At 64.5% G+C, this 26,247-nt stretch carries 26 protein-coding genes; 5 read left to right on the plus strand and 21 right to left on the minus strand.

Annotation, left to right across the window (positions count from 1 at the left end; translation table 11 throughout):
- Positions 1 to 111: 111 nt before the first annotated feature.
- Genes GEV37_RS06400 through GEV37_RS06410 form a run of 3 tightly spaced genes read right to left on the minus strand, consistent with a single transcriptional unit; the run spans position 112 to position 1,978 of the window.
- On the minus strand, positions 112 to 1,026 hold the full coding sequence (locus GEV37_RS06400; protein ID WP_227389405.1) for a LysR family transcriptional regulator: 915 nt from the start codon (positions 1,024 to 1,026) through the stop codon (positions 112 to 114).
- Positions 1,023 to 1,529 carry a GNAT family N-acetyltransferase gene (locus tag GEV37_RS06405; RefSeq protein WP_227389406.1) on the minus strand — a complete coding sequence of 169 codons (507 nt, stop codon included), beginning with the start codon at positions 1,527 to 1,529 and terminating at the stop codon, positions 1,023 to 1,025. The genes GEV37_RS06400 and GEV37_RS06405 overlap by 4 nt, the downstream gene beginning before the upstream one ends.
- Positions 1,526 to 1,978 (minus strand): GNAT family N-acetyltransferase, encoded by a 453-nt coding sequence (locus tag GEV37_RS06410; protein WP_227389407.1) that lies wholly within the window; start codon positions 1,976 to 1,978, stop codon positions 1,526 to 1,528. The genes GEV37_RS06405 and GEV37_RS06410 overlap by 4 nt, the downstream gene beginning before the upstream one ends.
- Before the next feature lie 255 nt (positions 1,979 to 2,233).
- Between GEV37_RS06410 and GEV37_RS06415 the strand changes: the two genes are divergently transcribed.
- A complete protein-coding gene (locus GEV37_RS06415; RefSeq protein WP_227389408.1) occupies positions 2,234 to 3,172 on the plus strand; it encodes an alpha/beta hydrolase in 939 nt (312 codons plus the stop codon).
- Here GEV37_RS06415 and GEV37_RS06420 read toward each other — a convergent pair.
- The 3 genes from GEV37_RS06420 to GEV37_RS06430 form a co-directional block, all read right to left on the minus strand.
- A complete protein-coding gene (locus GEV37_RS06420) occupies positions 3,160 to 3,501 on the minus strand; it encodes a GlpM family protein (protein ID WP_227389409.1) in 342 nt (113 codons plus the stop codon). The two genes, GEV37_RS06415 and GEV37_RS06420, sit on opposite strands and share 13 nt — an antisense overlap.
- Positions 3,502 to 3,581: 80 nt before the next feature.
- Positions 3,582 to 5,099 carry a Na+/H+ antiporter NhaC family protein gene (locus GEV37_RS06425; protein ID WP_227389410.1) on the minus strand — a complete coding sequence of 506 codons (1,518 nt, stop codon included), beginning with the start codon at positions 5,097 to 5,099 and terminating at the stop codon, positions 3,582 to 3,584.
- A gap of 240 nt (positions 5,100 to 5,339) precedes the next feature.
- Positions 5,340 to 5,843, minus strand: a complete 504-nt coding sequence (locus GEV37_RS06430) for a MarR family winged helix-turn-helix transcriptional regulator (RefSeq protein WP_227389411.1) — start codon at positions 5,841 to 5,843, stop codon at positions 5,340 to 5,342.
- Positions 5,844 to 5,928: 85 nt separating this feature from the next.
- Between GEV37_RS06430 and GEV37_RS06435 the strand changes: the two genes are divergently transcribed.
- Positions 5,929 to 6,858, plus strand: coding sequence for a DMT family transporter (locus tag GEV37_RS06435; RefSeq protein ID WP_227389412.1), 930 nt, complete (start codon positions 5,929 to 5,931; stop codon positions 6,856 to 6,858).
- 134 nt (positions 6,859 to 6,992) lie between these two features.
- Here GEV37_RS06435 and astB read toward each other — a convergent pair whose 3' ends face one another.
- From astB to fabV, 8 genes are all read right to left on the minus strand, one after another.
- On the minus strand, positions 6,993 to 8,333 hold the full coding sequence (gene astB / locus GEV37_RS06440) for an N-succinylarginine dihydrolase (RefSeq protein WP_227389413.1): 1,341 nt from the start codon (positions 8,331 to 8,333) through the stop codon (positions 6,993 to 6,995).
- Positions 8,334 to 8,341: 8 nt separating this feature from the next.
- Positions 8,342 to 9,829 (minus strand): succinylglutamate-semialdehyde dehydrogenase, encoded by a 1,488-nt coding sequence (gene astD, locus GEV37_RS06445; protein WP_227389414.1) that lies wholly within the window; start codon positions 9,827 to 9,829, stop codon positions 8,342 to 8,344.
- Positions 9,826 to 10,869, minus strand: a complete 1,044-nt coding sequence (gene astA, locus GEV37_RS06450; RefSeq protein ID WP_227389415.1) for an arginine N-succinyltransferase — start codon at positions 10,867 to 10,869, stop codon at positions 9,826 to 9,828. The genes astD and astA overlap by 4 nt, the downstream gene beginning before the upstream one ends.
- Before the next feature lie 16 nt (positions 10,870 to 10,885).
- On the minus strand, positions 10,886 to 11,959 hold the full coding sequence (locus GEV37_RS06455; RefSeq protein WP_227389416.1) for an arginine N-succinyltransferase: 1,074 nt from the start codon (positions 11,957 to 11,959) through the stop codon (positions 10,886 to 10,888).
- A 32-nt stretch (positions 11,960 to 11,991) separates the two neighbouring features.
- Positions 11,992 to 13,206 carry an aspartate aminotransferase family protein gene (locus GEV37_RS06460; protein WP_227389417.1) on the minus strand — a complete coding sequence of 405 codons (1,215 nt, stop codon included), beginning with the start codon at positions 13,204 to 13,206 and terminating at the stop codon, positions 11,992 to 11,994.
- A gap of 147 nt (positions 13,207 to 13,353) precedes the next feature.
- Entirely contained in the window at positions 13,354 to 14,328 is a 975-nt protein-coding gene (locus GEV37_RS06465) for a GlxA family transcriptional regulator (protein ID WP_227389418.1), read from the minus strand.
- Between the two features lie 128 nt (positions 14,329 to 14,456).
- Positions 14,457 to 15,443 (minus strand): PRC-barrel domain-containing protein, encoded by a 987-nt coding sequence (locus GEV37_RS06470; protein ID WP_227389419.1) that lies wholly within the window; start codon positions 15,441 to 15,443, stop codon positions 14,457 to 14,459.
- A 238-nt stretch (positions 15,444 to 15,681) separates the two neighbouring features.
- Positions 15,682 to 16,887, minus strand: coding sequence for an enoyl-ACP reductase FabV (fabV, locus tag GEV37_RS06475; RefSeq protein ID WP_227389420.1), 1,206 nt, complete (start codon positions 16,885 to 16,887; stop codon positions 15,682 to 15,684).
- Between the two features lie 177 nt (positions 16,888 to 17,064).
- Between fabV and GEV37_RS06480 the strand changes: the two genes are divergently transcribed.
- Entirely contained in the window at positions 17,065 to 17,448 is a 384-nt protein-coding gene (locus tag GEV37_RS06480) for a DUF7079 family protein (RefSeq protein ID WP_227389421.1), read from the plus strand.
- Here GEV37_RS06480 and GEV37_RS06485 read toward each other — a convergent pair.
- Positions 17,445 to 17,939 (minus strand): glutathione peroxidase, encoded by a 495-nt coding sequence (locus GEV37_RS06485; protein ID WP_227389422.1) that lies wholly within the window; start codon positions 17,937 to 17,939, stop codon positions 17,445 to 17,447. The two genes, GEV37_RS06480 and GEV37_RS06485, sit on opposite strands and share 4 nt — an antisense overlap.
- 55 nt (positions 17,940 to 17,994) lie before the next feature.
- Positions 17,995 to 18,618 (minus strand): LysE family translocator, encoded by a 624-nt coding sequence (locus tag GEV37_RS06490; RefSeq protein WP_227389423.1) that lies wholly within the window; start codon positions 18,616 to 18,618, stop codon positions 17,995 to 17,997.
- Between the two features lie 169 nt (positions 18,619 to 18,787).
- Here GEV37_RS06490 and GEV37_RS06495 point away from each other — a divergent pair, with 169 nt between their 5' ends.
- Positions 18,788 to 19,519, plus strand: coding sequence for a YebC/PmpR family DNA-binding transcriptional regulator (locus GEV37_RS06495; RefSeq protein WP_227389424.1), 732 nt, complete (start codon positions 18,788 to 18,790; stop codon positions 19,517 to 19,519).
- On the opposite strand, the gene GEV37_RS06500 is transcribed toward GEV37_RS06495, so the two are convergent.
- Positions 19,516 to 20,355 carry a mechanosensitive ion channel family protein gene (locus GEV37_RS06500; protein WP_227389425.1) on the minus strand — a complete coding sequence of 280 codons (840 nt, stop codon included), beginning with the start codon at positions 20,353 to 20,355 and terminating at the stop codon, positions 19,516 to 19,518. The two genes, GEV37_RS06495 and GEV37_RS06500, sit on opposite strands and share 4 nt — an antisense overlap.
- A gap of 29 nt (positions 20,356 to 20,384) precedes the next feature.
- Positions 20,385 to 21,548, minus strand: a complete 1,164-nt coding sequence (locus GEV37_RS06505) for a hypothetical protein (protein ID WP_227389426.1) — start codon at positions 21,546 to 21,548, stop codon at positions 20,385 to 20,387.
- Positions 21,549 to 21,756: 208 nt separating this feature from the next.
- Between GEV37_RS06505 and GEV37_RS06510 the strand changes: the two genes are divergently transcribed.
- Entirely contained in the window at positions 21,757 to 22,041 is a 285-nt protein-coding gene (locus tag GEV37_RS06510; protein ID WP_227389427.1) for a hypothetical protein, read from the plus strand.
- A 115-nt stretch (positions 22,042 to 22,156) separates the two neighbouring features.
- On the opposite strand, the gene GEV37_RS06515 is transcribed toward GEV37_RS06510, so the two are convergent.
- The 3 genes from GEV37_RS06515 to GEV37_RS06525 are packed head-to-tail and all read right to left on the minus strand — an operon-like array spanning position 22,157 to position 26,214.
- Positions 22,157 to 23,170 carry a zinc-dependent alcohol dehydrogenase family protein gene (locus GEV37_RS06515; RefSeq protein ID WP_227389428.1) on the minus strand — a complete coding sequence of 338 codons (1,014 nt, stop codon included), beginning with the start codon at positions 23,168 to 23,170 and terminating at the stop codon, positions 22,157 to 22,159.
- Positions 23,171 to 23,204: 34 nt separating this feature from the next.
- Positions 23,205 to 25,112 carry an ABC transporter ATP-binding protein gene (locus GEV37_RS06520; RefSeq protein WP_275951399.1) on the minus strand — a complete coding sequence of 636 codons (1,908 nt, stop codon included), beginning with the start codon at positions 25,110 to 25,112 and terminating at the stop codon, positions 23,205 to 23,207.
- A 52-nt stretch (positions 25,113 to 25,164) separates the two neighbouring features.
- Positions 25,165 to 26,214: an AbrB family transcriptional regulator gene (locus tag GEV37_RS06525; protein ID WP_227389429.1), complete on the minus strand. Its 1,050-nt coding sequence runs from the start codon at positions 26,212 to 26,214 to the stop codon at positions 25,165 to 25,167.
- Positions 26,215 to 26,247: the final 33 nt, after the last annotated feature.

Consider the following 26,247-nt stretch of genomic DNA (forward strand, 5'->3'; position numbering starts at 1 on the left):
ATGCAAACGTCAGTGATTGAAATCCTTCATGAGATGGCCGGAATTGTGAAGCTGGAATCGCCGGCGACCACAATGATTGAATTTTTATCACTTCGTGTCCACTTTTTGTGATCACCAACCGATTTGTGAACCCATCGACTCGATGGACTGGCTCAACAGGGAGACACAGGTCTCGACGGCAAAGCTGCGCGTTCGATGCCGGTACACGCAGAGATCCATGCGAGCGGCTTCGAGTTCGTCGCGGCCGAGGACTACGCTGACAAGCTCACCGCGTGCGCATTCACGAGCCACGGCCATGGGCGGCAGAATGAGAATACCGGCGCCGTTCAGGGCCAGCGCCTTCTGGGTCTCGAGTGAAGCGGTATCGAAGGAGGGCAATAGCTTGATGCCCGCGCGCAGCGCGCTGCGCTCGATCGCCTGGCGCGCGCCAAACGACGCATCGGGCAAAATGACACGATGCTCGGAAAGCTGTTCGAGAGAGACCTCCGTCGCGCTTGCCAGCGGATGATCCGACCGCATGACGGCATGATGCTCGAGCCAGGCGCTTTGCAGCACGGTGATATCGTCATGACGCGGCGTGAAGAACGAAAGACCGATATCCACCGTGCCCTGACGCAGCCGTTCCACCATCTGCCCGGCACTGGTGATGCCGATGTCGAAGCGCAGCCGGGGATAGTCGCGCCCCATATCGGCCAGCGCCGGTGCCAGTAGCCCGGCGACCACGCCTTCGGCAGCTCCCAGGCGAACGCGGCCGACCCGCAGGTCCTTGAGGTCGGCGATGTGCTCCTGTACGCGCTCGAAATCGCGTAGCGTCTCGCGTGCCTGGGCAGCCAGCAGCTCGCCGGCATCGGTCAGGGTGATGCCGTTGGGACTGCGCTCCAGCAGCGGCGCGCCGAGCTGCTCTTCGAGCTGATCGATCTGACGACTGATCGCCGTCGGCGCGATATTGAGCATCGACGCCGCCTGACGCAGCGAGCGACAGCGCGCCACAGTATCGAAGTAGTGAAGTGCGCGGCCGCTGATCATCGTGCAGTCTCGCTTAAGCACTTCACCATGAGCGTGACCTGCTCGCCGAGGTACGTCACCTCTTCGAAGGCGCGCCAGCCCAAGCGGTGGTAAAGCGCCTGCTGATCCGGCGTGTAGAGATAGCCGCACTTGTAGCCGCTCGATAAGACCTCCTGTTCGACCCGTGCGATCAGCTGCGAGGCGATACCTCGGCCGCGTTGATCCGGCGAGACGAACACCGATGCAAGCCAGGGGCCGAGCTCCGGCCGGGTCGACATGTCGTCCGCGATCAGGCTCGCCGTGCCCACCGGCGCGCCGTTTTCGAGCGCCACGAAGACCGACGGCACTCCGACCTCGCCGCACTCTGAACGCACGAACGCGACCTGCTTTTCGAGGGTCTGACCAGGGTGCAGATGCCCCCAGGCCTCGAAGGTCCAGGTCGCTACCAACGTAACGTATGGGCTGTCAGCGCGAAGGCGCTCGATGATGAAGGTATCCGCCATGGGTCGTCCTGAGTTATTCATGGCCCCGCCTTCACCATCTCGATGTGCGGGATCCCGTCCTCGTCGAAGGGTTCGCTCACGGTGGCAAAGCCAAGCGAGGCGTAAAAACCTTCGAGATGCGCTTGGGCACCGATGCGGATACCGTGGCCCGGGTAGCGCTCCTCGGTGAAGCGGATCGCCTCCGACATCAGCACGTGGCCAAGCCGCTGCCCACGAAAAGCGGCCACGGTCATTACCCGCCCGATTGAGGGCTCGGTGAACTTGTCGCCCGGCGCCACCACGCGCACGTAGGCGGCAAGCTCGCTGCCCTGCATCACGCGCAGGTGCCAGGCGAGCGGGTCGAGGTCGTCGAGCTCCTGATAGGCGCAGGCCTGCTCGACCACGAACACCGCCACGCGGGCGCGGGCGATCTCGAAGAAGGTACGGGTACTCAACTCATCGAAGCGCGACCAGTGAAACGTAAGCGACATGAAGCGAATCCTTGCAGCGTTGGCTAGGCGGTCATTGTAACAACTCCAGCCCTCTTCGCGGCTAGGCCAGTACTTTATTGAAATCGATTATCATTTTTATTAACATCATGAGCTATCTGTTCATACAGCACGGCCGCGTATCGCATCCGGCGGGCAATGCCAAAGGACACCGATATGCTCGAACGTTTCACCCCTCGTGGATTCGCGCTCCTCACCCTGGCGCTGGGATTACTGGCTTTATGGAGTACGGTTCTCATGGCACAACAGCGCGACCCTGACCGCACCCTCGGCCATACCGTTCTGGACGAGTCCATCCAGGCCTACCGGTTCGAGCAATTCGATGTCGCTCATGGCGATGAGGCTCGGCGCTGGCGCATCACACTGGCCATTCCCGAATACCCGGCACCGGCGGCGGGCTTTTCCGCCATGTGGATGCTCGACGGCAACGCCGCGCTGATGGCCTTCGATACCGACCTGCTCGAGATGCTCGCCGAGCGCCCTTCCCCGCCGGTGCTGGTGTTTCTGGGCTACGCAAGCGAGCTGCGTACCGACCCGCGCCGTCGGAGTGATTACACTTTCACCGCCCTCGACGGCGATGACACCCTGCCTCCGGGACAGCAAGGCGGCGGCGCGGATGCTTTTCTGACCGCCCTCGAGCAGCGCATACGCCCCGAGGTCGAGTGCCGCGTGACGCTGGCACCCAACCAGCAGACGCTCTGGGGGCACTCCCTGGGCGGGCTGTTCGTGCTGCATACGCTCTATACCCGACCCGACGCTTTCAACCACTACGCGGCGGCGAGCCCGTCGCTCTGGTGGCACGAAGGCGCGCTGCTCGATGCGCCCGAACGCGCCTTTCTAGCCCAGGGAGTGTCGCAACCCACGCGCGTGCGCATCACCCTGGGCGGTGCCGAGCGCGCCCGCGACCACCGCCATCGCGACCTGAACGACCCGCGCGTGCAGGCCCACCTGGCGCGGATCATTAGCGTGCCTGCAGATGCGCCCCCCCGCCTTGCCGAACGCCTGGCAGAGGTAGCGAACCTGAAGGCAAGCTACCGGGAGTTCCCCGGACTTGGCCACGGCCCGATGCTCAACGCCTCGCTGCAGGACGCGCTGGAGTGGGGCTTTCCACCGAAGAAGTCCGGCCCTGAGCGGCTAGCACGCCCTGCTCGTTGCAGTGTTACTCAGCCGGAATAAAAGCGCGTCCAGCCCCAAAGCAGCAGCAGCGCGACGAACAGCCAGACCAAAGTGGCGGCGGTGAGCGTGCCGGCCAGGCTGAAACGGTAGCTGGCGTAGTAGATGGCGGCGAGGTACGCCGCGTAGGGAATCAGCGAACAGAGCCCGAACAAGGCGGTAGTGCGCAGATCCGCCATGCCGCGCTCACTACCGACGATGTAGTGGGCAATCAGTGCAAAGGTAGGGAACAGCGGTACCAGGCCTGCGATGAAAAAGCTTTTGGTGCGCGAGAGCAGCGCGATAAGCAGCACCGCCAGCGCCCCGAGCAGGCATTTCAACATTAACGCCATCGTCTGTTCCCTTGTTCTCGCTGTTCATTGATCGACCGGCAAGCCCGACTTGCGGTCATGTCACCAGGCGCTTTAAACGATCAATGCGCCGGTGTCCTTCTAGTCTGCAGTCTCGCCAGCAGGTAGAAAATGGCAATCATCCCGGCGATGCTGAAAAGTACGGTGAGGCTGCTGTGGGTGATCCCGGCTATCACGAACGACACCAGGGTGATGGCGCCATTGACCAAGGCATAGGGTAGCTGCGTCTTGACGTGGTCGATGTGATCGCAACCGGCGCCGGTCGAGGCGAGAATGGTCGAATCGGAAATCGGCGAGCAGTGATCACCGAAAATACCACCGGACAACACCGCTGCGATACTGACGATGATCGGCGCCTCCAGGCCTGCCGCCATGGGAATCGCCAGCGGCAGCATGATGGCGAAGGTTCCCCAGGAGCTGCCCGTGGCAAAGGACATGCCCGCTGCCGAGAGGAAAATGATGGCGGGGACGATGAATGGCGGTATCGTCCCTTGAGTCAGCGCCACGATATAGTTGGCCGTTCCCATTTCCTTGAGCAGGGACCCGAGCGCCCAGGCAAGCACCAGAATCAGCACCACGCTGACCATCTTTTGCATGCCGGCCAGGTAGGTATCGAAGATGGCTCCCAAGCGTTTGACCTTGAAGTAGAGCATCATCGCGATGAGCACGACCGAGGCAAAGAGGTAGGCCGTACTCAGTGCGACGCGAAAGTCACTGCCCGGCACCGTCTGAAAGGGGAACCCTGCCGCAATCAAGAGCCCGAACAGCGTCACGAAAAGAACGGCCAGAGGTAGCCAGATCAGGGATGGGTGGCTTTCTACGCCGCCATACTTTTGATCGACGTCGATATTGCGTAGCGGTGTCGAGCCCGGCCAGTAGAGCTTGCCGGTTTCCAGAACCCGCTGATCGGCTCGCCTCATCGCACCGAAATCTACCCGCGCGATGGCCACGGTAGGAACCGCGAGCACCGTCAAGATGGCATAGAACTGGAAAGGTATTGCTTGCACGAAGGCGCTGAATTCGGGGGTATCGATACCCAGATGACCGAACTCTTCACCGATCAACCCCATTATGTAGACGCCCCACCCGATGAAGGGAATCAGGACAGCGACCGGCGAGGACGTGGAGTCCAGTATCCAGGCAAGCTTTTCACGCGAGGCTTTGACCTTGTCGAAAATCTTTTCGAAGACGGGCCCGACGATCAAGGGGGTCCCCATATCCGAGAAGAAGATGATCAGGCCACCGCACCAAGCCGCTATCTGCGTCTTGGCCTTGGTGTTCAGGTAAGCAATGGTGCGACTTGCCATTGCCGCCCCGCCACCCGAATGCTCGACCAGCGCAACGAATCCCCCGATGAAGAACAGCAGCACGATAACCGCCGCATTGTAACTATCGGTCAACTGTGGGGAGAGGTAATCGCGAATGGTACTGGTGGTCGCTTCAAGAGGATTACCCGCAGAAAGAATCAAAAGCCCCGTGAACAGTCCCACGAAAAGCGAAATGATGACGTTTCTGAACGTGACGGCAAGCGCAATCGACAAAAGCGGGGGGATCAAGGAAACGAATCCCATATTCTCCATATCTTTCTACTCCTGAAAGAGTGGTGGTGCTGGCGAGCTGAAAAAGACGAGGCGAGCGCCATCAATCACTCATGAACCCTTTCAGGAAGTCGAACACTTGAAAAGGTGAAGCTGGCAAGTTCGATGACATGAAGACGTTGGCAAACGTTCGAATGAATGCGCCCACCGCTGGCCCGTTCGTCAGGGCGCACAATATCTTACATTGCACAAACATAATCAATTTCTTATGCAAGCAAGCGCTCAATCATCTGGCTGTGCGCTGTCTTCCACATCCGCCAGCAACTGCTTGATCAGCGCGTCGAGCTCCAAGCGCTGCTCGTCGCCAAGACTGCTGACCAGCCTTGCTTGAGTCCTCGTATGAGCGCCCACGGCCTCGTCGATCAGCGCAAACCCCTTCTCCGAGAGCGAAATCAGAAAGCCGCGGCCATCCTCGGGATTCTTGACGCGCTCGATGAGCCCCGCCTTTTCGAGCTGCTGGAGCCTGTGCGTCATGGTGCCGGAAGTGACCAGCGTGGACGCCATGAGGGCACTTGGCGAAAGCGCGAAGGGTGGCCCTTCACGCCTGAGCGTGGCGAGCACGTCGAAACTCGACTCGCTCAGCCCAAACGGTGCCCAGGTTTTCTCCATGGCGCGGGTCAGCACCTGGTTGAGCTGCTTGAGGCGGCCAAGCGTGCCCATCGGCGCGACGTTCAGGTCCGGACGCTCGCGCTGCCATTGAGCGAGTATTCTATCGACATGATCCATAGCTCGAAGCTTACGGCTTTTTATCTTGACGTCAAGACAATCAGTCGAATACCTTGACATCAAGATAACAGACCAGAGCCCCACGATGCCCAGTACCGATTCCCCTTCTTCCGTCTCGCCACGCCGCGCGCGGCTTATCTCGCTTGGCTACCTGCTGGCCGGCGGGGCACTGCTGGGGCTTTCGACCAACCTCGCCAAACTCGCCGGCGAATTCGGCCTAACGCCGCTGGCATTTCTGTTCTGGTCGCTGTGCGGGGCGGCGACGCTGTTGCTGGCACTGGCCGCGTTCAAGGGCAGGCTGCCGCCGGTCAATGCGCGTACTCTCGAGTATTACGGCGTGTCGGCGCTGGTGGGCGTGGCGGGCTCCAACCTGGTGTTCTTCTCCGCCATCGCGCATATCGGCGCGGGGTTCGTGGCACTGGTGATCACGCTGCCGCCGCTTTTGACCTATCTCGGCGCGCTGGTGCTGAAGATGGAGCGTTTCCAGGTAGTTCGCGCCCTGGGGGTGGTCTCGGCACTGACAGGTGCCATGACGCTCGCCGCCCACAAGCTCGCCGCTCCCGAGGTCGATGTTCACTGGGTGCTGATCGCCCTGCTCGGCCCGGTACTGCTCGCCATCGGCAATCTTTACCGCACCTTGCGCTGGCCTCCCGGCGTGGCGAGCGAGGCGCTGGCACCGGGCATGCTGATGGCAGCAGTGATACTGCTGCTGGGCGTCGCCATGTTGCCAGGCTTTTCGCTGCGCATACCTGCCTTCGGATGGAACACGACGCTGCTGATCGCGCTCCAGGCAACGGCCTTCGCCGGCCAGTTCCTGCTGCTCTTTTTGCTGCAGAAAAGCAGTGGCCCGGTCCTTTTGAGCCTGCTGGGCTCGGTGGGGGCGCTGTTCGGCGTGCCGGTGGCGATCTTCGTTCAGGGTGAAAGCGCCCCCGAAGGGTTGCTACTGGGTGCGGTACTGATCGGCGCGGGTATCGCGCTGCTCAATCTCGGCAAGGCGCGCGCCGCCGGCCGCTAGACGCCCTCGAGCTGGCACTCCATTTAGCGGGTGTCGTCGGCGGTATCGACGATGGCCAATGACCAGTCGTCGGTTCGCAGGATGACCGGCATCATGACCAGCGCGAGAATGGGGCGATCCTTTTCAATGTGCCATTACCCCAACTGAAACGGATACACCGAGCCAATGTCGAGCAGCCCGGTCAGCTCGTCGAGGGCCGTGAGCGACTCTCGTGCAAGCTCGGGGTCGGCGAGGTCTTGCGGAATCAAGTGGTCGCGGTAGTGGCGCTCGACCCAGGCGGTGAGATCCTCATGCAGCGCAGGCGTGAGCAGTACGCGACCATCGAGCGCGTCGCGCTCGGCCTGGGAGAGCGCCACGCGCAGGCGCAGGCAGGCCGGGCCGCCACCGTTTTGCATGCTCTGCTTGACGTCCTTGACGACCACCTCGGAAATCGGATTGAACCCGGCAAGAATCAGATCCTGAATCACCCGCCATACCGCTTCGTTCTCCTGGCATTCGCCGGGCACCACCAGCGTCATGCTGCCGTCCGGGTTGGTCAAAAGCTGCGAGTTGAACAGGTACGAGCCGACGGCGTCCTCGAGACTCATCGCCTCGTGGGGGACACGCACCGGGATCAGCGGCGTGGCCATCCGGGCGCGCAGCGCCTCCAGGGTGCCCTCCTCGTCGAGAAAGGCCATCTCATGGTAGAGCAGCACAGGGCCGTTGCCGACGGCGATCACGTCGTTGTGAAAGACCCCGGCGTCGATCGCCTCCGGGTGCTGCTGGGCGAACACGCACTGCGCATCGACGAGGCCGTGCTGGCGGGCAACGGCCTGGCTGGCTTCAAGCGTCTGGCGCGCCGGGTAGCGTGAAGGCTCGCGCCCGTCACCGAAGGCTTTGCGGCCGTAGACGAACAGGTGAACGCCGGGCTCGTCGTGCTCGGCGCAGAGCCTTGTGTGGTTCGCCGCGCCCTCGTCGGCAAACGCCGGGGTGGCCGGCAGTACCGGATGGTGGATGAAGTGGCGCTCGTCGCGAAAGATCGCCTTCAGCACCCGGGCAGTCGTCTCGGGCTCAAGAAAGCGGTGAAAGCTCGACTGCAGGTTGGCCGGGGTGAAGTGCGCTCGATGATCCGGCGCGTCCACGCTCGGGGTCACCGTGGCGGCGTTGGCGGTCCACATGGAGGAGGCCGAGCAGACCGCGCGCAGAAGCTGGGGGGCCTCGCCCGCCGCGCGCGCCAGCACCTCACCGTCGGTGCCGGAAAAGCCCAGCGCGCGCAGCGCGCCGATGTCCGGGCGCTGCTGGGGGGGCAGTACGCCCTGGGCATAACCCGCCTCCATCAGCGCTTTCATCTTGGCAAGACCCTGAAGCGCGCCCTGCTTCGGATTGGCGGTGAGCCCTTCGTGGCGCAGGGAGGCCAGGTTGCCCGCGGCCAGCCCCGCGTAGTTGTGGGTGGGACCGACCAGCCCGTCGAAATTGACTTCGCGAATGTCCTGCATGGGGCTCCTCACAGCGTGATACCGGGCGGCAGGTTCTCGGGCAGTTCCAGCGACTCGGCCTCCATCGAAGCGACCGGGTAGGCGCAGTAGTCCGCCGCGTAGAAAGCACTTGGCCGGTGATTGCCGCTATCGCCCACACCGCCGAAAGGCGCATCTCCCGAGGCGCCAGTGGTCTGGCGGTTCCAGTTGACGATGCCGGCGCGAATACGCAGCAGAAAATCGTCCCAATCGGCGCGAACGCCGCCGATCAGTCCGGCGGAAAGCCCGTAGCGGGTGGCGTTGGCAAGCTCGATCGCCTCATCCCAGTCGCCGTAGCGGTGAATCTTGAGCAGCGGGCCGAAGTACTCCTCATCCGGCACGTCCAGGCCGGTCACGTCGATCAGCGCCGGGCTCAACAGGCTGGTGTTCTCCTCGAGGCGCTGCATGCGATTGATCACCCGGCCCCCCAGCGCTTCGAGCGCCGCCTGGGCTTTCAAGAGCCCGTCGGCGGCGGCGTGGCTTACGAGCCCGCCATAGAACGGCGCCGGTTCTTCCTCGAAGGGCCCGGCCACGTGAAGCTGCGCGATGGCCCGCGAGAGCGCCTCGATCAGCCGGTCGCCCGCCTCGCCTTTCGGCACAAGTAGCCGCCGGGCGCAGGTGCAGCGTTGCCCGCCAGACAGAAACGCCGACTGCAGGATGGTCAGCACCGCGGCGCGCTCGTCCTGCACGTCCTTGACCACCAGCGGGTTGTTGCCGCCAAGCTCCAGCGCCAGGATCTTGTCGAGCTGACCGGCGAACTGGCGGTGCAAGAGCCCGCCGACCTGGGCGCTGCCGGTGAACAGCAGCCCGTCGATGCGGACATCACCGGCCAGGGCCTGCCCGGTCTCGACGCCGCCTTGCACCAAGTTGATCACCCCGGCGGGCAAGCCCGCCTCTTGCCAGCACTGAAGCGTCAGGTCTGCCGTCAAGGGCGTCTGGTCGCTGGGCTTGAACACCACGGTGTTGCCCGCTAACAGCGCCGGCACGATGTGACCGTTGGGCAGGTGACCGGGGAAGTTGTAGGGGCCGAACACCGCCATCACGCCGTGGGGGCGATGACGCAGCACAGCACTTGCGCTGCCCACCGCCTTCTCGCGCTCACCAGTGCGCTCCTGGTACGCCTTGGCGGAAAGCGCCACCTTGCCGACCATGGCGCCGGCTTCGGTGCGCGCTTCCCACAGCGGCTTGCCGGTCTCGAGCGCGATCGCCCGGGCAAGCTCCTCGCTTCTTTGCTTGAGCACCTCGGCGAAGCGCTCGGTCAGCGCCTTGCGCTCGTCGAAGGGGGTACGCGCCCAGTCGTTGAACGCGCCACGCGCCGCCGTGACGGCCTCGCCGACCTGGGCGGGGCTGGCAGCGCCGCCCTGCCAGAGCGTCTGGCCGCCGACCGGATCAACCTTGGTGAAGCCTTCGCCGGCACCATCGATCCAGCGCCCGTCGATCAGCTGCTGTGCCTTGGCGCTCGAGGAAAGTGAAGTCATGACGTCTCCTGGGTGTCGAGTAGTCTGAGCGTATCGCCGGCGCTCACTTCCAGCCGGCGGGCTTCTTCCTCGCTGAGCACGAGGGTGCCGTCTTCACCGGGGCCACGCCCGATCCAGGCGGCCCGGAAGGCGTTCATGGCGGTGCTCGCCGCCATCCAGCGGCTGACGCTCTGGACCGGTGCGTCCTTGGATATCTCGACCGGATGGACGCGGGAGGTGCGCACCGCGCGCACGTCATCGATGTAGGCCTCGACGGTGGGGCCACCGTCGAAGATATCGATGTAGCCCTCCCAGCGAAGCCCCTCTTTCTTGAGCATCTCGAGAGCCGGGCGAGTGTGGCGATGCACCTGACCGATGCAGGCGCGCGCTTCTTCCGACATGAAGGTGGTGTAGATCGGAAACTTCGGCATCAGCTCGCCGATGAAACTCTTCTGCCCCAGCCCCGTGAGCCGGTCCGCCTCGTCGAAGTCCATGGGGAAGAAGTGCTTGCCGAGGCTATCCCAGAACGGGCTGCGGTTGTGCTCATCAAAAACGCCACGCATCTCGGCGAGCACCTTGGCCGGAAAACGGTCGCGGAACTGGGCAATGAACAGCCAGCGCGCTTTCGAGAGCAGCGCGCCACTGCGCAGATGCTTGTTCGCCTCGCCGCGATACTCCGGGCGCAAAAACAGCGAACACACCTCGGCATCGCCGGTGTGATCCGAGCTCAGAAACAGCGTGTCGATGGTGCGATGCAGATCGAGCTGGACCGAGGAGTGAGCGAGCGTGCCGAGCCGGTAGTGGTAGAACGGCACCTCGCGGCCTACCTGGCCGACGATGGCGCTGCAGCCGGCGAGTTCGCCAGTGGTCTCGTCCTCGAGCACGAAGAAGTAGAGCCGGTCGTCCACCGGCGTGCGCTCCTCGAAGGCGCGCGCGGCGGCTTCGATCTTGCCAGCCAGGAACTCGCGGTTGTCGGGCAGCGATGTGAACCCCACGCCGGCCTGCTGGGAAAGCGCCTGTAGACCCTCGATGTCGTCACGGGCAATGGGTCGAATGCGCATTACATCTCTCCCTCCATTACATTTCTCCCTCGTCGAGTACGTCCTGGGCGCTGGGCAAAGACAGCGGCGCGGCCAGCACCGCACGGCCCTCCTCCACCTTGAGTCTTTCGGCGTGCTCCGGACTCAGCATCAGCTGGCCGGTGGGCGACAGCGCGTAGCGGGCCACCAGGCAGCGAAACGCGCCTGACTGGTTGGCGATCAGGGCAGGCTCCGCGTCCGGCAGGGTGTGTTCCGGGCGAATGCGCACCGGGTGCCAGCTGGCCTGACGAAAGGTCTCGAGCCGTTCGCGCTCGGCCTTGACGATAGGCCCGGCATCAAAGATATCGACGTGGCGCGAACGCGCGAAGCCCTCTGCCAGCATCTCCTGAAGCGGGCCTTCGTGAGCCGGGTGCTCGCGGCCGATCGCGGCGCGCGCCTGGGGCGTCAACAGCGGAAGGTAGAGCGGAAACTGCGGCATCACTTCGGCGATGAAGCTTTTCGAGCGCAGCCCGGCGATGTGGTTGATCTCCTGGAAACCGCGCGCGAAGAAGTGGCTGCCCACGCTCTCCCAGAACGGCGACTGCTGGCGACTGTCCAGGTAGCCCGGAAACGCCACCGCCAGGATGTTCGAGAAGCGCTCCGGGTACTGGGCGATGAACATCAGGCGCGCCCGGCGCAGCAGGCTCTCGGCGCTGGTGCCCTTGTAGCGTGGATCGAGGGAGAACGCGCAAAGGAGCGTGGCGTCGGACACCTCGTGGGAGAGCGCCAGGGTCTGCACCTCGCGGCGCACGTTGAGCTGCTGGGAGGCGTGGATCAGCGTCTCCTGGCGATAGGTGTAGTAGGCGTCCGTTGCGCCTGCCTGGGCGCGAATGGTGGCGGTGCCCAGCACTCGCTCGGCGTCGCGCTCGGCGGCGGTGTTCTCGAGCACGAACATGTACTGCTCGTCGCCGGGAAACTCCGCCTGACGCTCGAAGGAGTCGAGAGAGCGCGCAATGCGCTCCTCGAGCCGTTCACGGTCGGCAGGCAGATTGGTCAGCCTAGGCACGGCGTTTTCAGCGAGCAGCGTCAACGCGTCGAGATCTGTCATCGCCACCGGTCGAACAACTAGCATGTCGAGCCTCCCCGCCGTCGGCGCAGCCGTGCTCATGAAGGGCGAACGAGGCGTTCGATGGCCCGCTCGAGGCGCACCATGGCCTCCTCGATGTCCGCCTCGGGAATCACCAGCGACGGCGCCAGGCGCAGCACGTTGGGTCCGGCGATCAGCGCCATCAGGCCTTCATCGATGGCCAGCGGCAGAATGTCCTTGGCGCGGCCTTCGAAGGCGTCGCTCATCTGCGCGCCGATCAGCAGGCCCATGCCGCGAATCTCCTTGAACACCCCGTGTTTTTCATTGATCGCCTCGAGGTGCTGTCGAAACAGCCGGTGACGCGCCTCGACGCCACCAAGCACCTCCGGAGTGTCGATCACGTTCAGCGCGGCCAGCGCGACCGCCGACCCCAGCGGGTTGCCGCCGTAAGTCGAGCCGTGGGTGCCGAAACCGAGCGAGGCACCGATCTTGTCGGTGGTCAGCATCGCGCCGATCGGGAAACCGCCGCCCAGCGACTTGGCGCTGGTCAGGATGTCCGGCGTCACCCCGTAGTGCTGGTAGGCGTAGAGCTTGCCGCTGCGGCCCACGCCGGTCTGCACCTCGTCGAAGATGAGAAGCGCCTTGTGCTCGTCGCACAGTGCACGCAGACCCTCGAGAAATTCCTGGGTAGCGGGCACGATGCCGCCCTCGCCCTGCATCGGCTCGACCATCACCGCGCAGGTATCCTCATTCATCAGCGCGCGCACGCTGTCGAGGTCGTTGTATTCGGCGTGCAGGATGCCGCCGGGAATCGGCCCGAAGCCCTCGGAGTACTTGGGTTGGCCGCCGACGCTCACGGTGAACAGCGTGCGTCCGTGGAAGGACTGGCGAAAGGAGATGATCTTGTCCTTGTGCTCGCCGACGTGGTCGACGGCGTAGCGCCGGGCAAGCTTGAGCGCGGCCTCGTTGGCCTCGCCGCCGGAGGAGCACAGGTACACCTTGTCGGCGAAAGTGGCATCGACCAGCTTCTTGGCGAGCATGAGCGCCGGCTCGTTGGTGTAGATGTTGGAGAGATGCCAGAGCTTCTCGCCCTGCTCCTTGAGCGCGCCGACCAGCGCCGGGTGGCAGTGACCCAGCGAGTTCACCGCGATGCCGCCGGCCAGGTCGATGTACTCGCGCCCTTCCTGGTCCCACAGCCGGCTGCCTTTCCCGCGCACCGGAATCACCTTCTGGGGGGCGTAGTTGGGCGTCATGTAGGTATCGAAATCCTGGCGGCTGGGCGTGGGGCTCATGGACAATCTCCAATCATGGCATGTAAGGAGCTCCAGTATACGCAGCTTGGCACGCGCAACACTTTCACGTTTGGGACGGGAAGTTATGGAAAGCGGCCGCGTGGCGGCAGTGACATTAAAGGCCCGCGCGGGCCTTGCAGTCCTGGCTTACACGACCAGACGCTCTTCGCGCGGGGTAAGGCCGAAATGGTTGCGATAGGCGGTCGAGAAGTGGGCGCCGGAGGAGAATCCCACGGCCAAGGCGATCTCGCCGATCGCCTGATCGCTTTCGCGCAGGCGCTTGCGCGCTTCCTTGAGGCGCAGGTCGAGGTAGTAGCGGCTGGGTACGGCCTGCAGGTACTTCTTGAACAGCCGCTCGAGCTGGCGTCGCGAAACGCCGAGATGCTCGGCGAGCTCCAACGTCGAGAGCGGCTCCTCGATGTTGGCCTCCATCAGCGTCACCGCCTCCACCAGGCTCTGGGGCGCGTGGCCAAGCCGGCTTCGCAGCGGCACGTGCTGGGGTTCGTCGGCCAGACGAATACGCTCGCAGGCGAAATGTTCGGACACCCGTCCGGCAAGCTCCGCCCCTGCATCGCGGGCGATCAGGGTCAGCATCATGTCGAGGGCGGCGGTGCCGCCGGCACAGCTCATGCGGTTGCGATCGATCTCGAACAGCGTCTGGGTGATGACAACCGTGGGATAGCCTTGGGAAACGGCGCTGACACGTGGCCAGGGCAGCGCCGCCCGATACCCGTCGAGCAACCCGCAGCGGGCCAGCACCTCGCCACCGCCGTCGAGCCCTCCCAGCGTTTTTCCATGGCGCTGCCGCAGCCATTCGAGAAGCCTGGCCGGCAGTGGGTACGGCAGCGGCGAAGGGGCGATGACCAACAGGATATCGAGCGGGGCGGGCGCGTCATCGAGCGCATGGTCGGTAATGCAGGCGAGCTGGGCGGCGCTGCGCACCGGCTCGGCGTCAAGACTCAGCGTCAAGACCTGGTAGAGGTTGCACCCGCTCAACTGGTTGGCGATCAACAGGGGTTCGACGCAGCTTGCCTGGGTCAGCAGCGAAAAGCCGGGCAGCAGCAGCACGCCGATACGCTGGGTGGCGGGCGGGCGGGCAAAGCGGGTTACCTCTGACGCCATGTAGAACGACCGGTTGGAGACGATGAGTCATCTTAACCAATAACGCGGCGTGAATCAGCGTCGAGGGCAAATGCAGACGAGTACGCCCCCCGAGCAGGAAAAGACCGGCCCGGGGCGCGATGAGTGGCCTATTGACTGCGGTTGGGGTGGTTGGCGACTTCGCCGACCTGCATCGTGCCGTCGATCGAGCTGTAGTCGTCCTCGTTATACTCCTCGGCGGCAGACTCTATCTCGTCGCTGCCGTAGGGGGTCTGCATGATCAATTGATCATCCTCGAGCGTCATTTCCTGTAGTGGCAACGCCAGGTCCGTGGCGCCAAAGCCCCAGAAGCCACCCACGGAAACGACCGCGTACAGATCACCGGAGTCGTTGTGCTCGACCACGTTGTCGACGTCGCCGATCTCTTCACCTTCCTGGTTGACCACGGTCATGCCTTCCACATCGCTGATCGTCAGGGACATCAGCCCGCCCTGAGTGTCGTTGGCGGCCAGGCTTTCATCGGGCTCGCGATTGTCCGGGTCTTCCAGGGCGTTCGTGCCGCGCCCGTCGTTGCCCTGCCCCATCTGGCCATCGCTGTTGCCGGACTCATCGGTACCGCTGTTCGCGGTATCGTCGTCAGGAAGGGCTTCCTCGCCGGTCGCATCGTCGGAATTCATGCTCTGCTGGGTATCCATCTGGCCCTGGCTTTCACCGGTGCTCGAGGCCTCGTCGCCCATGGCGTCGCCGGCAGAGGTATCGTCATCCATCGTTTCTTCCGCCGGCACGGCGTCGCTGGTGGCCGTATCGTCGGAGTTCATGCCCTGGTCGCCGTCCATCTGTCCTGCGCTGTCGGTGTCGGCGCTGTCGGTCTCGGTGTCGGCGCTGTCGGTCTCGGTGTCGGCGCTATTGGTGCCGGCACTCTCTTCCTGCATACCGTCCTGGGTATCCTGATCTTCGGTGCTTTGCGCGCTTTGCGCGCCTTGAGCCCCCTGGGCGCCAGCGCCCGAGGTATCCTGCTGCTCGGTGGAACTGCCGCCGGTCGTCTCGTCACCCTCCTGCGACGTCTGGGCCAACGCATTGATCGACATGCCGGCACAGATCGCAGCGATCGCAACCGCCAATGTAGTCCGTTTCATGGGGTGTCTCCTCGGGTTGATCTACCCTATTGAAGCTAGTTGATTGGAGCTAGTTGAGCGAACACGAGTTGCACAATAAATTTTGCGCACGGGGAATCGACACGCCGGGAAGCGCGAAAGGCAATGAAAAAACAGGAAGCGCTCGGCCACGGAGTGGGCAGCTCACTTGAACGAGAGAGATTCAGCGGCGGGCGTTCGGGGCCGGCCCGAGCGCCCGCCTGAATGGCGAGCGTGGTGGCTAGAGCGTCACCACGTCGAAATCGACGTCCGGGTCGACATCGGCATCGTAGTCGACGTCGTCGCGCTCGAAGCCGAACAGTTTCAAGAACTCGTGCTTGTAGCCTGCGTAGTCGGTGATCTCGAACAGGTTCTCGCTGGTGACGGCAGGCCACAGATCCTGACACGCCTTTTGAATATCGTCGCGAAGCTCCCAGTCGTCCAGGCGAAAACGCCCCTTGTCGTCGAGCTGGCGGGCGCTTTCGCTCTCGGCGTAGAGGCGCTCGCCGAACAGGCGGTTGAGCTGGTCAATGGTGCCTTCGTGGACGTTCTGCTCCTTCATGATGCGATACACCATGGCGATGTAGAGCGGCATGACCGGAATGGCGGCACTCGCCTGGGTGACCACGGACTTCAGCACCGCCACGTTGGCGCCGCCCCCGCTGGCCTTGAGGGTGTCGTCGATGGCCGTCGCGGCGCGGTCCAGGTCCTCCTTGGCCTTGCCCAGCGCCCCGTGCCAGTAGATCGGCCAGGTGATCTCGGTGCCAATATAGCTGAATGCCACGCTCCTGGCGCCCTTGGCCAGCACCCCGGCGTCACCCAGCGCCTTCATCCACAGCTCCCAGTCCTCGCCGCCCATCACGGTGATGGTGTCATCGATTTCGGCTTGCGTTGCGGGCTCGACTTCGGCCTCGATGATGGTGTCCTTGTTGGTGTCGATCGCCGTGGCGCGGTAGGTCTCGCCGATCGGCTTCAGGCTCGAGCGCTTGAGCTCGCCGGTGTCCGGCAGCTTGCGCACGGGTGAGGCAAGCGAGTAGACCACCAGATCCACCTCGCCCATGTCCTGCTTGATCAGCTCAATGGCTTTCTCACGGGCTTCATGGGAGAAGGCGTCGCCGTTGATCGACTTGCTGTAGAGGCCTTCTTGCTTGGCGAACTTGTCGAACGCCGCGCTGTTGTACCAGCCCGCGGTGCCGGGCTTCTTCTCGCTACCGGGCTTCTCGAAGAACACGCCCAGGGTATCGGCCCCGTAACCGAACGCCGCGGTGATGCGCGCGGCCAGCCCGTAACCGCTGGAGGCGCCGATCACCAGCACCTTCCTGGGGCCCTTGCTCTTGTCCAAGCCGCGGGCCCGGGTCGCTTCGATCTGCTCGCGCACGTTCTGCTCGCAGCCTTTCGGGTGCGTGGTGGTGCAGATGAAACCGCGTACTTTGGGTTTGATGATCACGAAGGCTCTCCTTGTCGAGAAAAAGACGTTCACCGTCGGGCAGGCCCGTGGCGCTGGCGCCTATTCTATCCGTCTCGGGCAGCGCTGTCCGCTCTTGAGCTTGCCGGGCTTTCGCGTCAGGATACGCGGACACTGCCCGGCGCGCGTCGCGGGGCTCACCAACATGAAGACGGCCAGATGAACGCACAGCAGTTAGTGGACGAACGGGGCGACCTGTGGCTTGCGCTCGCGCCGCTATGGCTCGACCGCGAGCCCGGCGAGCGCGATTTCGCGCACATGATCGAGGTGATCGAGGAGCACGGCCTGACACTGAAGGAACTCGAGTGGCTGTTTCGCCTGGAGCTTGCACCGGTGATGGCGCGCCACCAGCTGTCGATCGCCAGCGAATGGCGCGCCTTCAACGACCGCCAGCTGATGCAGCAACTGGTCTCCCACAACCTGCGCCTGACGGGATGGCGGCGCAAGAGCTGGGCGCTGTTCTCCGGCCTGACCACCATGATGGTGCGCCACCGCTGGGTGGCGCTGATGAACCGGCTGATGGTGCACCGAGGCGAGCTCTAGCGTGGCGACTCTTCATCGAGAGCGGCTTCCAGCGCCCGCCTGAGCGCCACGCCGCGCTCCTTGGGGCCAAAACGCGCGATCACCCGGCCGTCACGCCCGACCAGAAACTTGGTGAAGTTCCACTTGATCGCCCGGGTACCCAGAAGCCCCGGCGCCTGCTGTTTCAAGGCAACGAACAGCGGGTGCGCGTCGGGCCCGTTGACCCTGACCTTCTCCATCAGCGGAAAATGCACCCCGAAGCGCTGCTCGCCGAAGCGGCAGAACGCCTCGGCACTCTCCGGCGACTGGCGGCCAAACTGGTTGCAGGGAAAGCCCAGCACGGTGAATCCGCGGTCCCGGTAGCGCGAGTAGAGCTTCTCGAGCTCCTCGAGCTGAGGCGTGAAACCGCACTGACTGGCCACGTTGACCACCAGCAGCACCTGCCCTTTCAGCGCGCGCAGGTTGAACGGCTCGTTCAGGTGGGTACGGCAATCCTGCTCGAATATGGTCATGGTAAAGCCCTTGACGACGCAGATGAAAAAAACGGTGAGGAGTGATGGCGGTGCCTCATCCCTGAATCAAAGGGCCCGCCACCACGCGCAGCGCCAGCAGCAGGAGCAGTACGCCGGTGACGCGATTGATCCAGTGGGAGTAGCGCTGAAGCCAGGGCAGTATTGATGAGTGCGAAAGCCCGAGTGCTACGATCATGTACCAGCCGCCGTCGATCACCACCGCGGTCATCACGATGATCAACTTGGCGGCAAGCCCCATCTCGGGGCTGACGAACTGGCTTAACAACGCCACGAAGAACAGGATGAGCTTGGGGTTGACCAGCGCCAACAGAAGCCCCTCTTTCGCCGCCTGGCCTTGGGTGGTCGCCGCGTGGCCCGGCGACAGCACCCCCGCCTTGCCCGCCCGCAGCGCCTTGATGCCGAGCCACGCAAGGTAGCCGGCCCCCAGCCAGGTCACCCACATGAAGAGCTCAGGATGACGTGCGATCAAGGCGCCCAGGCCCAGCACCGTCAAGAGCGCGTAGAGGCCGACGCCGAGGGCATGGGTCAGCGCGGCGGTCACGCCGTTCTGGCGCCCGCCGCCCAGGGTATGGCGCAGAATGAGCGCAAGGCTCGGGCCGGGCGACATCGCCCCCACGGCGCAGATGGCGGCCAGCGACAGCCAGAGTGACAGCGACATCGATGCTTCCTTTCCGGTGTTGTTTGCAAGGCGGCGCACAGCGAGCGCCGCGTCACCCGCCCCCTTAAATAACGCTGTTAGCATGGTACGCTGTTGGGTAGAATTTTTCCTTTTTTGTGAACACGGCGCCTGGCGTTCAGGCGGCTTCAGGTAACGAAAGGACGTTGACATGGGTAGGGCGTTTCAGAACCGCAAGGAATCGATGGCCAAGACGGCCGCGGCCAAGACCAAGGTGTACAGCAAGTACGGGCGCGAGATCTACGTGACCGCCAAGTCCGGCGGCACCGACCCCAACGGCAACCTGGCGCTGCGCGGTTTGATCGAGCGCGCCAAGAAGGATCAGGTGCCCTCGCACGTGATCGACAAGGCGCTGGACAAGGCCAGCGGTGCCGGCGGCGAGGACTTCTCGACCGCGCGCTACGAAGGTTTCGGTCCGGGCAACGCGATGGTCATCGTCGAGTGTCTGACCGACAACCCCAACCGCACCTTCGGCGACGTGCGCGGCTGCTTCACCAAGACCAAGAGCAAGATCGGCACGCCCGGTAGCGTCAGCCACATGTTCGACCACTGCGCGATCTTCGCTTTCACGGGCCAGGACGAGGAAGCGGTACTCGAGGCGCTGATGGAAGCCGACGTCGACGTCACCGACATCGAGCAGGAAGAGGCGCGCATCACCGTCTTCGCCCCGCACACCGACTACGCCAAGGCCAAGCAGGCGCTGATCGACGCCTTCGGCGAGCTCGACTTCGAGGTCGACGAGATCCAGTTCCTGCCCCAGACCACCACGCCCATCGAAGGCGACGACGTCGTGGTGTTCGAGAAACTGCTCGACATGCTCAACGACCTCGACGACGTGCAGAACGTCTTCCACAGCGCCGAGCTCCCGGAGCAGAGCGCTTAACCGCGCGGCCTGCTCATTTCGCCGCCGGCATCGAGCACGGTGTCCGGCGGCAGCACGGCGGATTTCACCCCGGCCTCGCCCAGCACTCTCTTTCCGCGCACGGTCAGGTCAGTGACGAACAGAAACTGCTGGCGCGGGTCGACCGGATAGGCGCGAATCCGGTAGTGCGTGCCCCAGGGTTTCTCCTCGGCGACGATGACGATCGGCGCATCGACCTTCAGGTAGGCGCTGGTCAGCGCCACGTCCTTGAGCGCCTGGCGCACCCAGCCCGCCTCCACCTCCACCGCCAGATAGAAACTCGCCACGCACTGAAGCGACGGCCCGCCATCATTGGCGTTGAAGACCGGCGTATCCCAGAGCTTCAGGTGCGGCATGTCGACGAGGTCGTCGTCCGGCGTCTGGATCTGCACCGTGCGCATGCCGACGTGCTTCACCTCGCCGTAGGTATCCTCGATCTGCACCCAGTCCCCGGGGCGATAGGGCAGCTCCACCGCCGAGACCACCCCGGCGATCAGACTGCTGACGTAATCCTTAAGCGCGAAGCCGATAGCCAGGCCAATAGCGCCGAACAGCGTTACCATGTTGCGCAGCGACGGGTCGATGATCATGGGCACGATGATCACGATGGCGGCGATCAGGATCATGAGTCTTGTCAGAGGCACCAGGGCAAAAACGCGAAAGCGCAGCTGGCCGTGCAGCCGGTTGGCCAGCCAGTTGAGCCCGCGCTGGCTCACCACGATCAGCAGGATGGTCGCCACCAGAATGAGGGCGACGGTGGCCACCGTCGCAGCATCGATATCGTTGAATAGCCGGACGTACCGGTTGGACTCTTCCATGCGGTGTCAGGGCTCCTTCGCGGCGGTGTTCATAGCGGGTCGACCAGGTAGTTGCGCGATACCAGCAGCGCGCGGACGCTGGCGTAGGCCAGCGGCGCCACCTGCCAGCGCCCACCGTGCTCGACGACGAGTTCTCGCCGCGTCAGGGCCAGCCGCGCGTTGAGCACCTCGTGATGCGAGTAGGGCAGCACCTCGCCCAGCGCCCGGTCGTCAAGCCCCCCATGCAGCAGCAGCGCATGCAGTACCAGGGTTGCCACGTCGCCGGTGTCGTTGGAAAGCTCCGCCTCGGCCAGCGCATCGAGCAGCCAGAGTTCGCCGTCGCGCTCGCTGTCGGCGACGGGTTCGCGCAGCCGCTCGCGCCAGTAGTGCCAGGCGACGCCCAGGTGGCCTCGGCAGTGGGCTGCCAGGATCTGAAGCTCGTGCTGGCTGGCGTCGGCCGAAGGCCCCTCCCCCACCAGCGGGTGGCCGGTGCGCGCGCTGTAGACGGTCAGCCTCGCGCCTTTCTCGCCCGCCTGTGTGAAGTAGGCGGCTAGCGCCTCGCCCTCCAGGGCGGCAAGGGTCAGCGTGGGCACGCCCTCGAGCCCTACCAGGTGCGCCAGGTAGGCGTAGCTCCAGCTGTCGCAGCCGATCACCCCGCGCCCCAGCTTCCCGGCCAGGGCATCGGTCAGAAAGGCGCGCACCCCGTGAATGCCCCGGGTGCTGCGCAACAGACAGCGCTCGAGGGCGGGCAGCGCCCAGCGAGGGCCATCGGCCTCGCCCATGAAGGCGAACTGCTCGCGCCAGCGGGTTTCGCCCGTCAGCAACGCCTCGAGCGTGGGCGGTACGGCGAGCGCCACGCCGTGCTTTTTGGCCCAGTGGGCAACGACCGCTTCGTGCCCGCCGTAGGGTGGAGTGATGAAGAAAACGATCGGCGAGCGCGCAAGGTGGGCGTCGAGGGCCTCGGCCAGGTCGTCAGCCGCCGGCGACCAATCGACGGGCGGCACCAAGTGGGCCAGACGTACCTCGGGCAACTTTCTCAGCTTCTCCTCGTCAATGGCCTGACGCTGGGCATCGCGCTTGCCGGTAAGCCAGGTCTTAAGCGTTGCAAAAAGACGTCGGGACGTCGAGCGCGGCGTATTCTCGGGAACGGTGAACGCTTCGAGCTCCACGACCTTCATCGGGTCAGGCGCGGCATTTTCCAGGGGGGATGGCATGGGGCGCCTCGGTCACTTTCGATGCCAACAAGCGTAGCACGCAACCTGCGCCTTACGCCTTGCCGGCGAACTTAATGGCCCAGGGCGGGTCACTATCAAGGCATAGCCGCTTTAAAAGCTCACCAACGTAGCAATCACCCTTGGACGACCATAGAAGCATCGCCCGCATTGCTCGGGCGCCAAGGCAGTTGCTAAACGGGAGGTCGCAATGAGCGTTGTTCCGGTCAATGAAACAGAGCTGCAGGAAAAGCTTTCCAAGTGCATCGCCGGCGAGCGGGTGCTGATCGAACATCAAGGCAGTCGATTCAGCGCGCGTATCCAGCAGGCAGGCGCTCAGGGCGTACGGGTGATTCCCGAGATCCTGATCAAGAATGCCACCGGCAAGCCCGGCGATATTGAAGGCGTCACCCTGCCCTACCAGGACGTGTGGGAGCTCGAGGTCAAGGGAGTGGTCTATAGCCGCATCGACGAGCCGCGCGAAAAAAGCGCCTGACGATGTCTGGCTGCGCCACGCCTTCAAGCGTGGCGCGACTGACGGGGGCGCTTTGGCGCCCCCTTTTCGTTTTCGGTTCTACCTCAGAACGGCAGTATTTCAAAACGGCAGTATTTCAGAACGAAAGACAGATCTTGCCGAAGTGCTTGCCGGACTCCTGATGGCGAAAGGCGTCGGCAATCTCCTCGAGCCCGAACTCCCGGTCGATGACCGGACGCAGATTCGACGCCTCGATGGCGCGGATCATCTCGATCTGATCGCGTCGGCTGCCGACGATCAATCCCTTGAGCGTGGCCTGCTTGGCCATCAGCTTGGCGGTCGGGATATCGCCTTCGCGCCCGGTCAGAATGCCGATCAGCGCTAGGTGCCCGCCGATCTTCACCGCGTCGATGGATTGCGGCAGCGTCTGCGGCCCGCCCACTTCGACGATGTGATCCACCCCTTCACCGCCGGTCAGTTCCTTGACCTTCTTGCCCCACTCCGGCGTTTCCCGGTAGTTGATGACATGCTCGGCGCCAAGGGCCTTGAGCTTTTCGAGCTTCTCGTTGGAAGAGGACGTGGCGATCACGCGCGCGCCCATCATCCGCGCGAACTGCAGCGCGAAGATCGAGACCCCGCCGGTGCCCAGTACCAGCACGGTGTCGCCGGCCTTGAGTCCGCCATCTACCACCAGCGCCCGCCAGGCAGTCAGCCCTGCGGTGGTCAGCGTAGCCGACTCCGCGTGGCTGTAGCCTTCGGGTTGATGGGTGAACCAGGTGGCCGGGCGGGTGATCTGCTCCCGGGCGTAGCCGTCGACCCCATCGCCGGGGGTGGAGCGAAAATCGCCGACTCGCGCCGGGCCCTCGAGCCAAGCGGGAAAGAAGGTCGAGACGACCCGGTCGCCCACGGCGAACTCGTCGACGCCCTCGCCCACCGCCTCCACCACGCCGGCACCGTCGGACATCGGGATGCGCCCGTCGTCACACGGGATCATGCCCGCGACCACGGCGTAGTCGTGAAAGTTGAGCGAGCTTGCGTGCAGGCGCACGCGAATCTCGCCCGCCCTCGGCGCGGCGGCGTCTTCGCGCTCTTGCACCTGGAGTTGGTCGAGTCCACCCGGGGCTTTCAGGGTAACGGTACGATTAGCCATTCACTCCTCCTGATTCATCCATTAATCAACTGGTCTACTGCGCAGATGTCACGTTAGCAGACGAATCCGAGTCTGACACGTCGAGGCCCAGAAAGCCGCCGGACTGGCGCTGCCAAAGGCTCGCGTAGATGCCGCCCTTCGCCAGGAGCTCCTGGTGGCTGCCGCTCTCGACGATCTCGCCGCCGTCGACCACGATCAGGCGATCGAGCATGGCGATGGTCGAGAGCCGGTGGGCGATGGCGATCACCGTCTTGCCCTCCATCAGCGCATCGAGCTGCTCCTGGATCGCCGCCTCGACTTCGGAGTCGAGGGCCGAGGTGGCCTCATCGAGCACCAGGATCGGCGCATTCTTCAGCAGTACCCGGGCGATGGCGATACGCTGGCGCTGGCCGCCGGAGAGCTTGACGCCGCGCTCGCCGACATGGGCGTCGAGCCCGCGCCGCCCGTGCGGGTCGACCAGATCCGTCAGGAAGGTATCAGCGTGGGCTCGGCGCACCGCCTCCCACACGTCCTCGTCGCTCGCCTGGGGGCTGCCGTAGCGGATGTTGTCTCGAAGCGAGCGGTGCAGCAGCGAGGTATCCTGGGTGACCATGCCGATCTGGTGGCGAAGCGAGGTCTGGGTCACCTGGCTGATATCCTGCCCATCGATCAGGATGCGCCCGCCCTGCAGGTCATAAAAGCGCAGCAGCAGGTTGGCCAGCGTCGACTTGCCCGCCCCGGAGCGGCCGATCAGGCCGATCTTCTCGCCCGGGGCGATGGTCAGCTCCAGCCCGTCGAACACCGTCTTGCGCTCGCCCTTGGCCTGGGCGTAGTGAAAGTGCAGGGCCTCGAAATTGATCTCGCCGCGCGGCACGACGAGCGCCGGCGCCCCCGGGGCGTCCTGGATGGTCGGCGCCTGGGCGATGGTATTCATGCCATCCTGCACGGTGCCGATGTTCTCGAACAGGCCCGCCACTTCCCACAGGATCCAGTCGGACATGAAGCGAATGCGCATCACCAGGGCGATCGCGATGGCCAGTACCCCGAGCGAGATCGCCTCAAAATACCAGGCACTGATCGCCATGCCGGCGATGCCCACCAGCAGCAGCGTGTTGAGAAACGTCAGGCTGACGCTCATCACCGTCACCAGGCGCATCTGGCGATGCACCGTGACCAGAAAGCCCTCCATCGCGCTCTTGGCGTAGGCCTGCTCGCGCTGGGTATCGGCAAACAGCTTGATGGTCTGGATGTTGCTGTAGCTGTCCACCACGCGCCCGGTCATCTCGGCGCGGGCGTCCGCCTGGGCCATGGAGACGTCGCGAAGCCTTGGTACGAAGTAGCGCATGATGCCCAGATAGCCGACGAGCCACAGCCCCAAGGGAAGCAAGAGCCACGGATCGGCCCGGCCGAGCAAAAATGCCGCGCCGGTGAAATAGACCAGCGCGTAGACCATCAGGTCCATCACCTTGGTGACGGTCTCGCGGATGGCCAGTGCCGTCTGCATCACCTTCTGGGACACTCGGCCGGCGAACTCGTCCTGGTAGAAGGCCAGGCTCTGGCTCAGCATGTGGCGGTGCGACAGCCAGCGGCCGATCATCGGGTAGTTGCCGAAGATGCTCTGGTGGGTGATCAGCGACTGCAGGAGCACCAGCAGCGGCAGCCCCAGAATCACCAGCAGGCCAAGCCCGGCGAGCCAGGCGCCGTTGGCCTGCCAGAAGCCCGCCCGCTCGACGTTGCCCAGCCAGTCCACCAGCTCGCCCATGTAGCTGAAGAACAGCACCTCCGCCGCCGAGACGGCAGCGGTGACCAACGACATGACGACCAGAAGCGGCCATATCGGTCGCGAGAAGTGCCAGATGAACGGCAAGAGCCCCCGGGGCGGGGTCTTCACCTCGCCCTCCGGGTAGGGGTCAACGCGCCCCTCGAAGTAGCCAAACAGCGGTTTCAGCAAGCGTGCGAGCATGGAAGGTCCTTTAAGCCCCATCGTGAGAAAGCAAGGTAACCCCGCGGCCCCGTCAGGGACGCCGGGAAGGGGGGCGCTGCATGAGGTAGCGCGCCCAGAACGGTGCGAAGAGCATCAGCGTGATCATGCGCAGCAAATGGTGAAAGGCGACGAACACCGGGTCGATATCGAGCGCCACGGCGAGGATCGCGATCTCGCCGATGCCCCCCGGCGCCAGCGCCAGGATGGCCACGTCGCGCCCCACGCCGAGAAACTGATGAATGAGCTCGGCAAACAGGATCAACACCGCCAGCGCCAGCAGCGTCGCCACGCCGGACTGCCACAGGTAGCGCCCGAACAGCCGCCGCGTCATGCCCTTGAAGCGCGAGCCGATGGCGCTGCCCAGCACCCATAGCATCACGTTCATCGCCCAGTCCGGCAGCGCCAGGCTCGCGATGTCCAGCCCCGAGAGCACCCCGGCGACCAGAAGCGGTGCCAGCAGCGCCGGCGTTGGCATCTTGAGCCGGCGCCCCAGGGGCAGGATCACGGGAATCAGCAGCAGCAGCCAAGCGTGTTCGAAGCCCGATGACCCGGGTGCGCCGTCGGCCTCGCCCGGGCTGAACATCCAGAACAGCGGCGGCAGGAACAGGATCACCAGCACCACACGCAGCGACTGGGCAATGGCGATGCGCTGCGGGTCGCCGCCGCACTTGTCGCCGAGCAGGATCATCGCGGTCATCGCCCCCGGGGCGGCGCCGAACCAGGCGCTCACGCCGTCGAACCCGCAGCGCCGGTACCAGGCCGCCGCCACCGCCGTGGAGGCGGCCACTCCCAGCAGCAGAAGCGCTGCGGAGACCGGCCAGTCGCCTACCCGATGAGCAAGCTGCGGAGTGACCTGGCTGCCCAGCACCAGCCCCATCACGGCCAGAAAGAGGCTTCGCAGCCGCTCGGGAATCACCACGTGGACGCCCTTGGAGGACGCTAGCAGGTTGGCCACCAGCGGGCCCAGCATCCAGGCCAGCGGCAGGCCCATCAGTTGAAAAAGCGCTCCGCCCAAGGCTCCCGCGCCGAGCGAGGTGGCCAACCCTCGCGCCGTACTGCGACTCAACCTCAGTGTGTTCAAGGGCGCTCCTTACGCTTGCGCGGAAAGACGCCG

Source organism: Vreelandella malpeensis, from assembly GCF_020622355.1.
GTDB lineage: Bacteria > Pseudomonadota > Gammaproteobacteria > Pseudomonadales > Halomonadaceae > Vreelandella > Vreelandella malpeensis.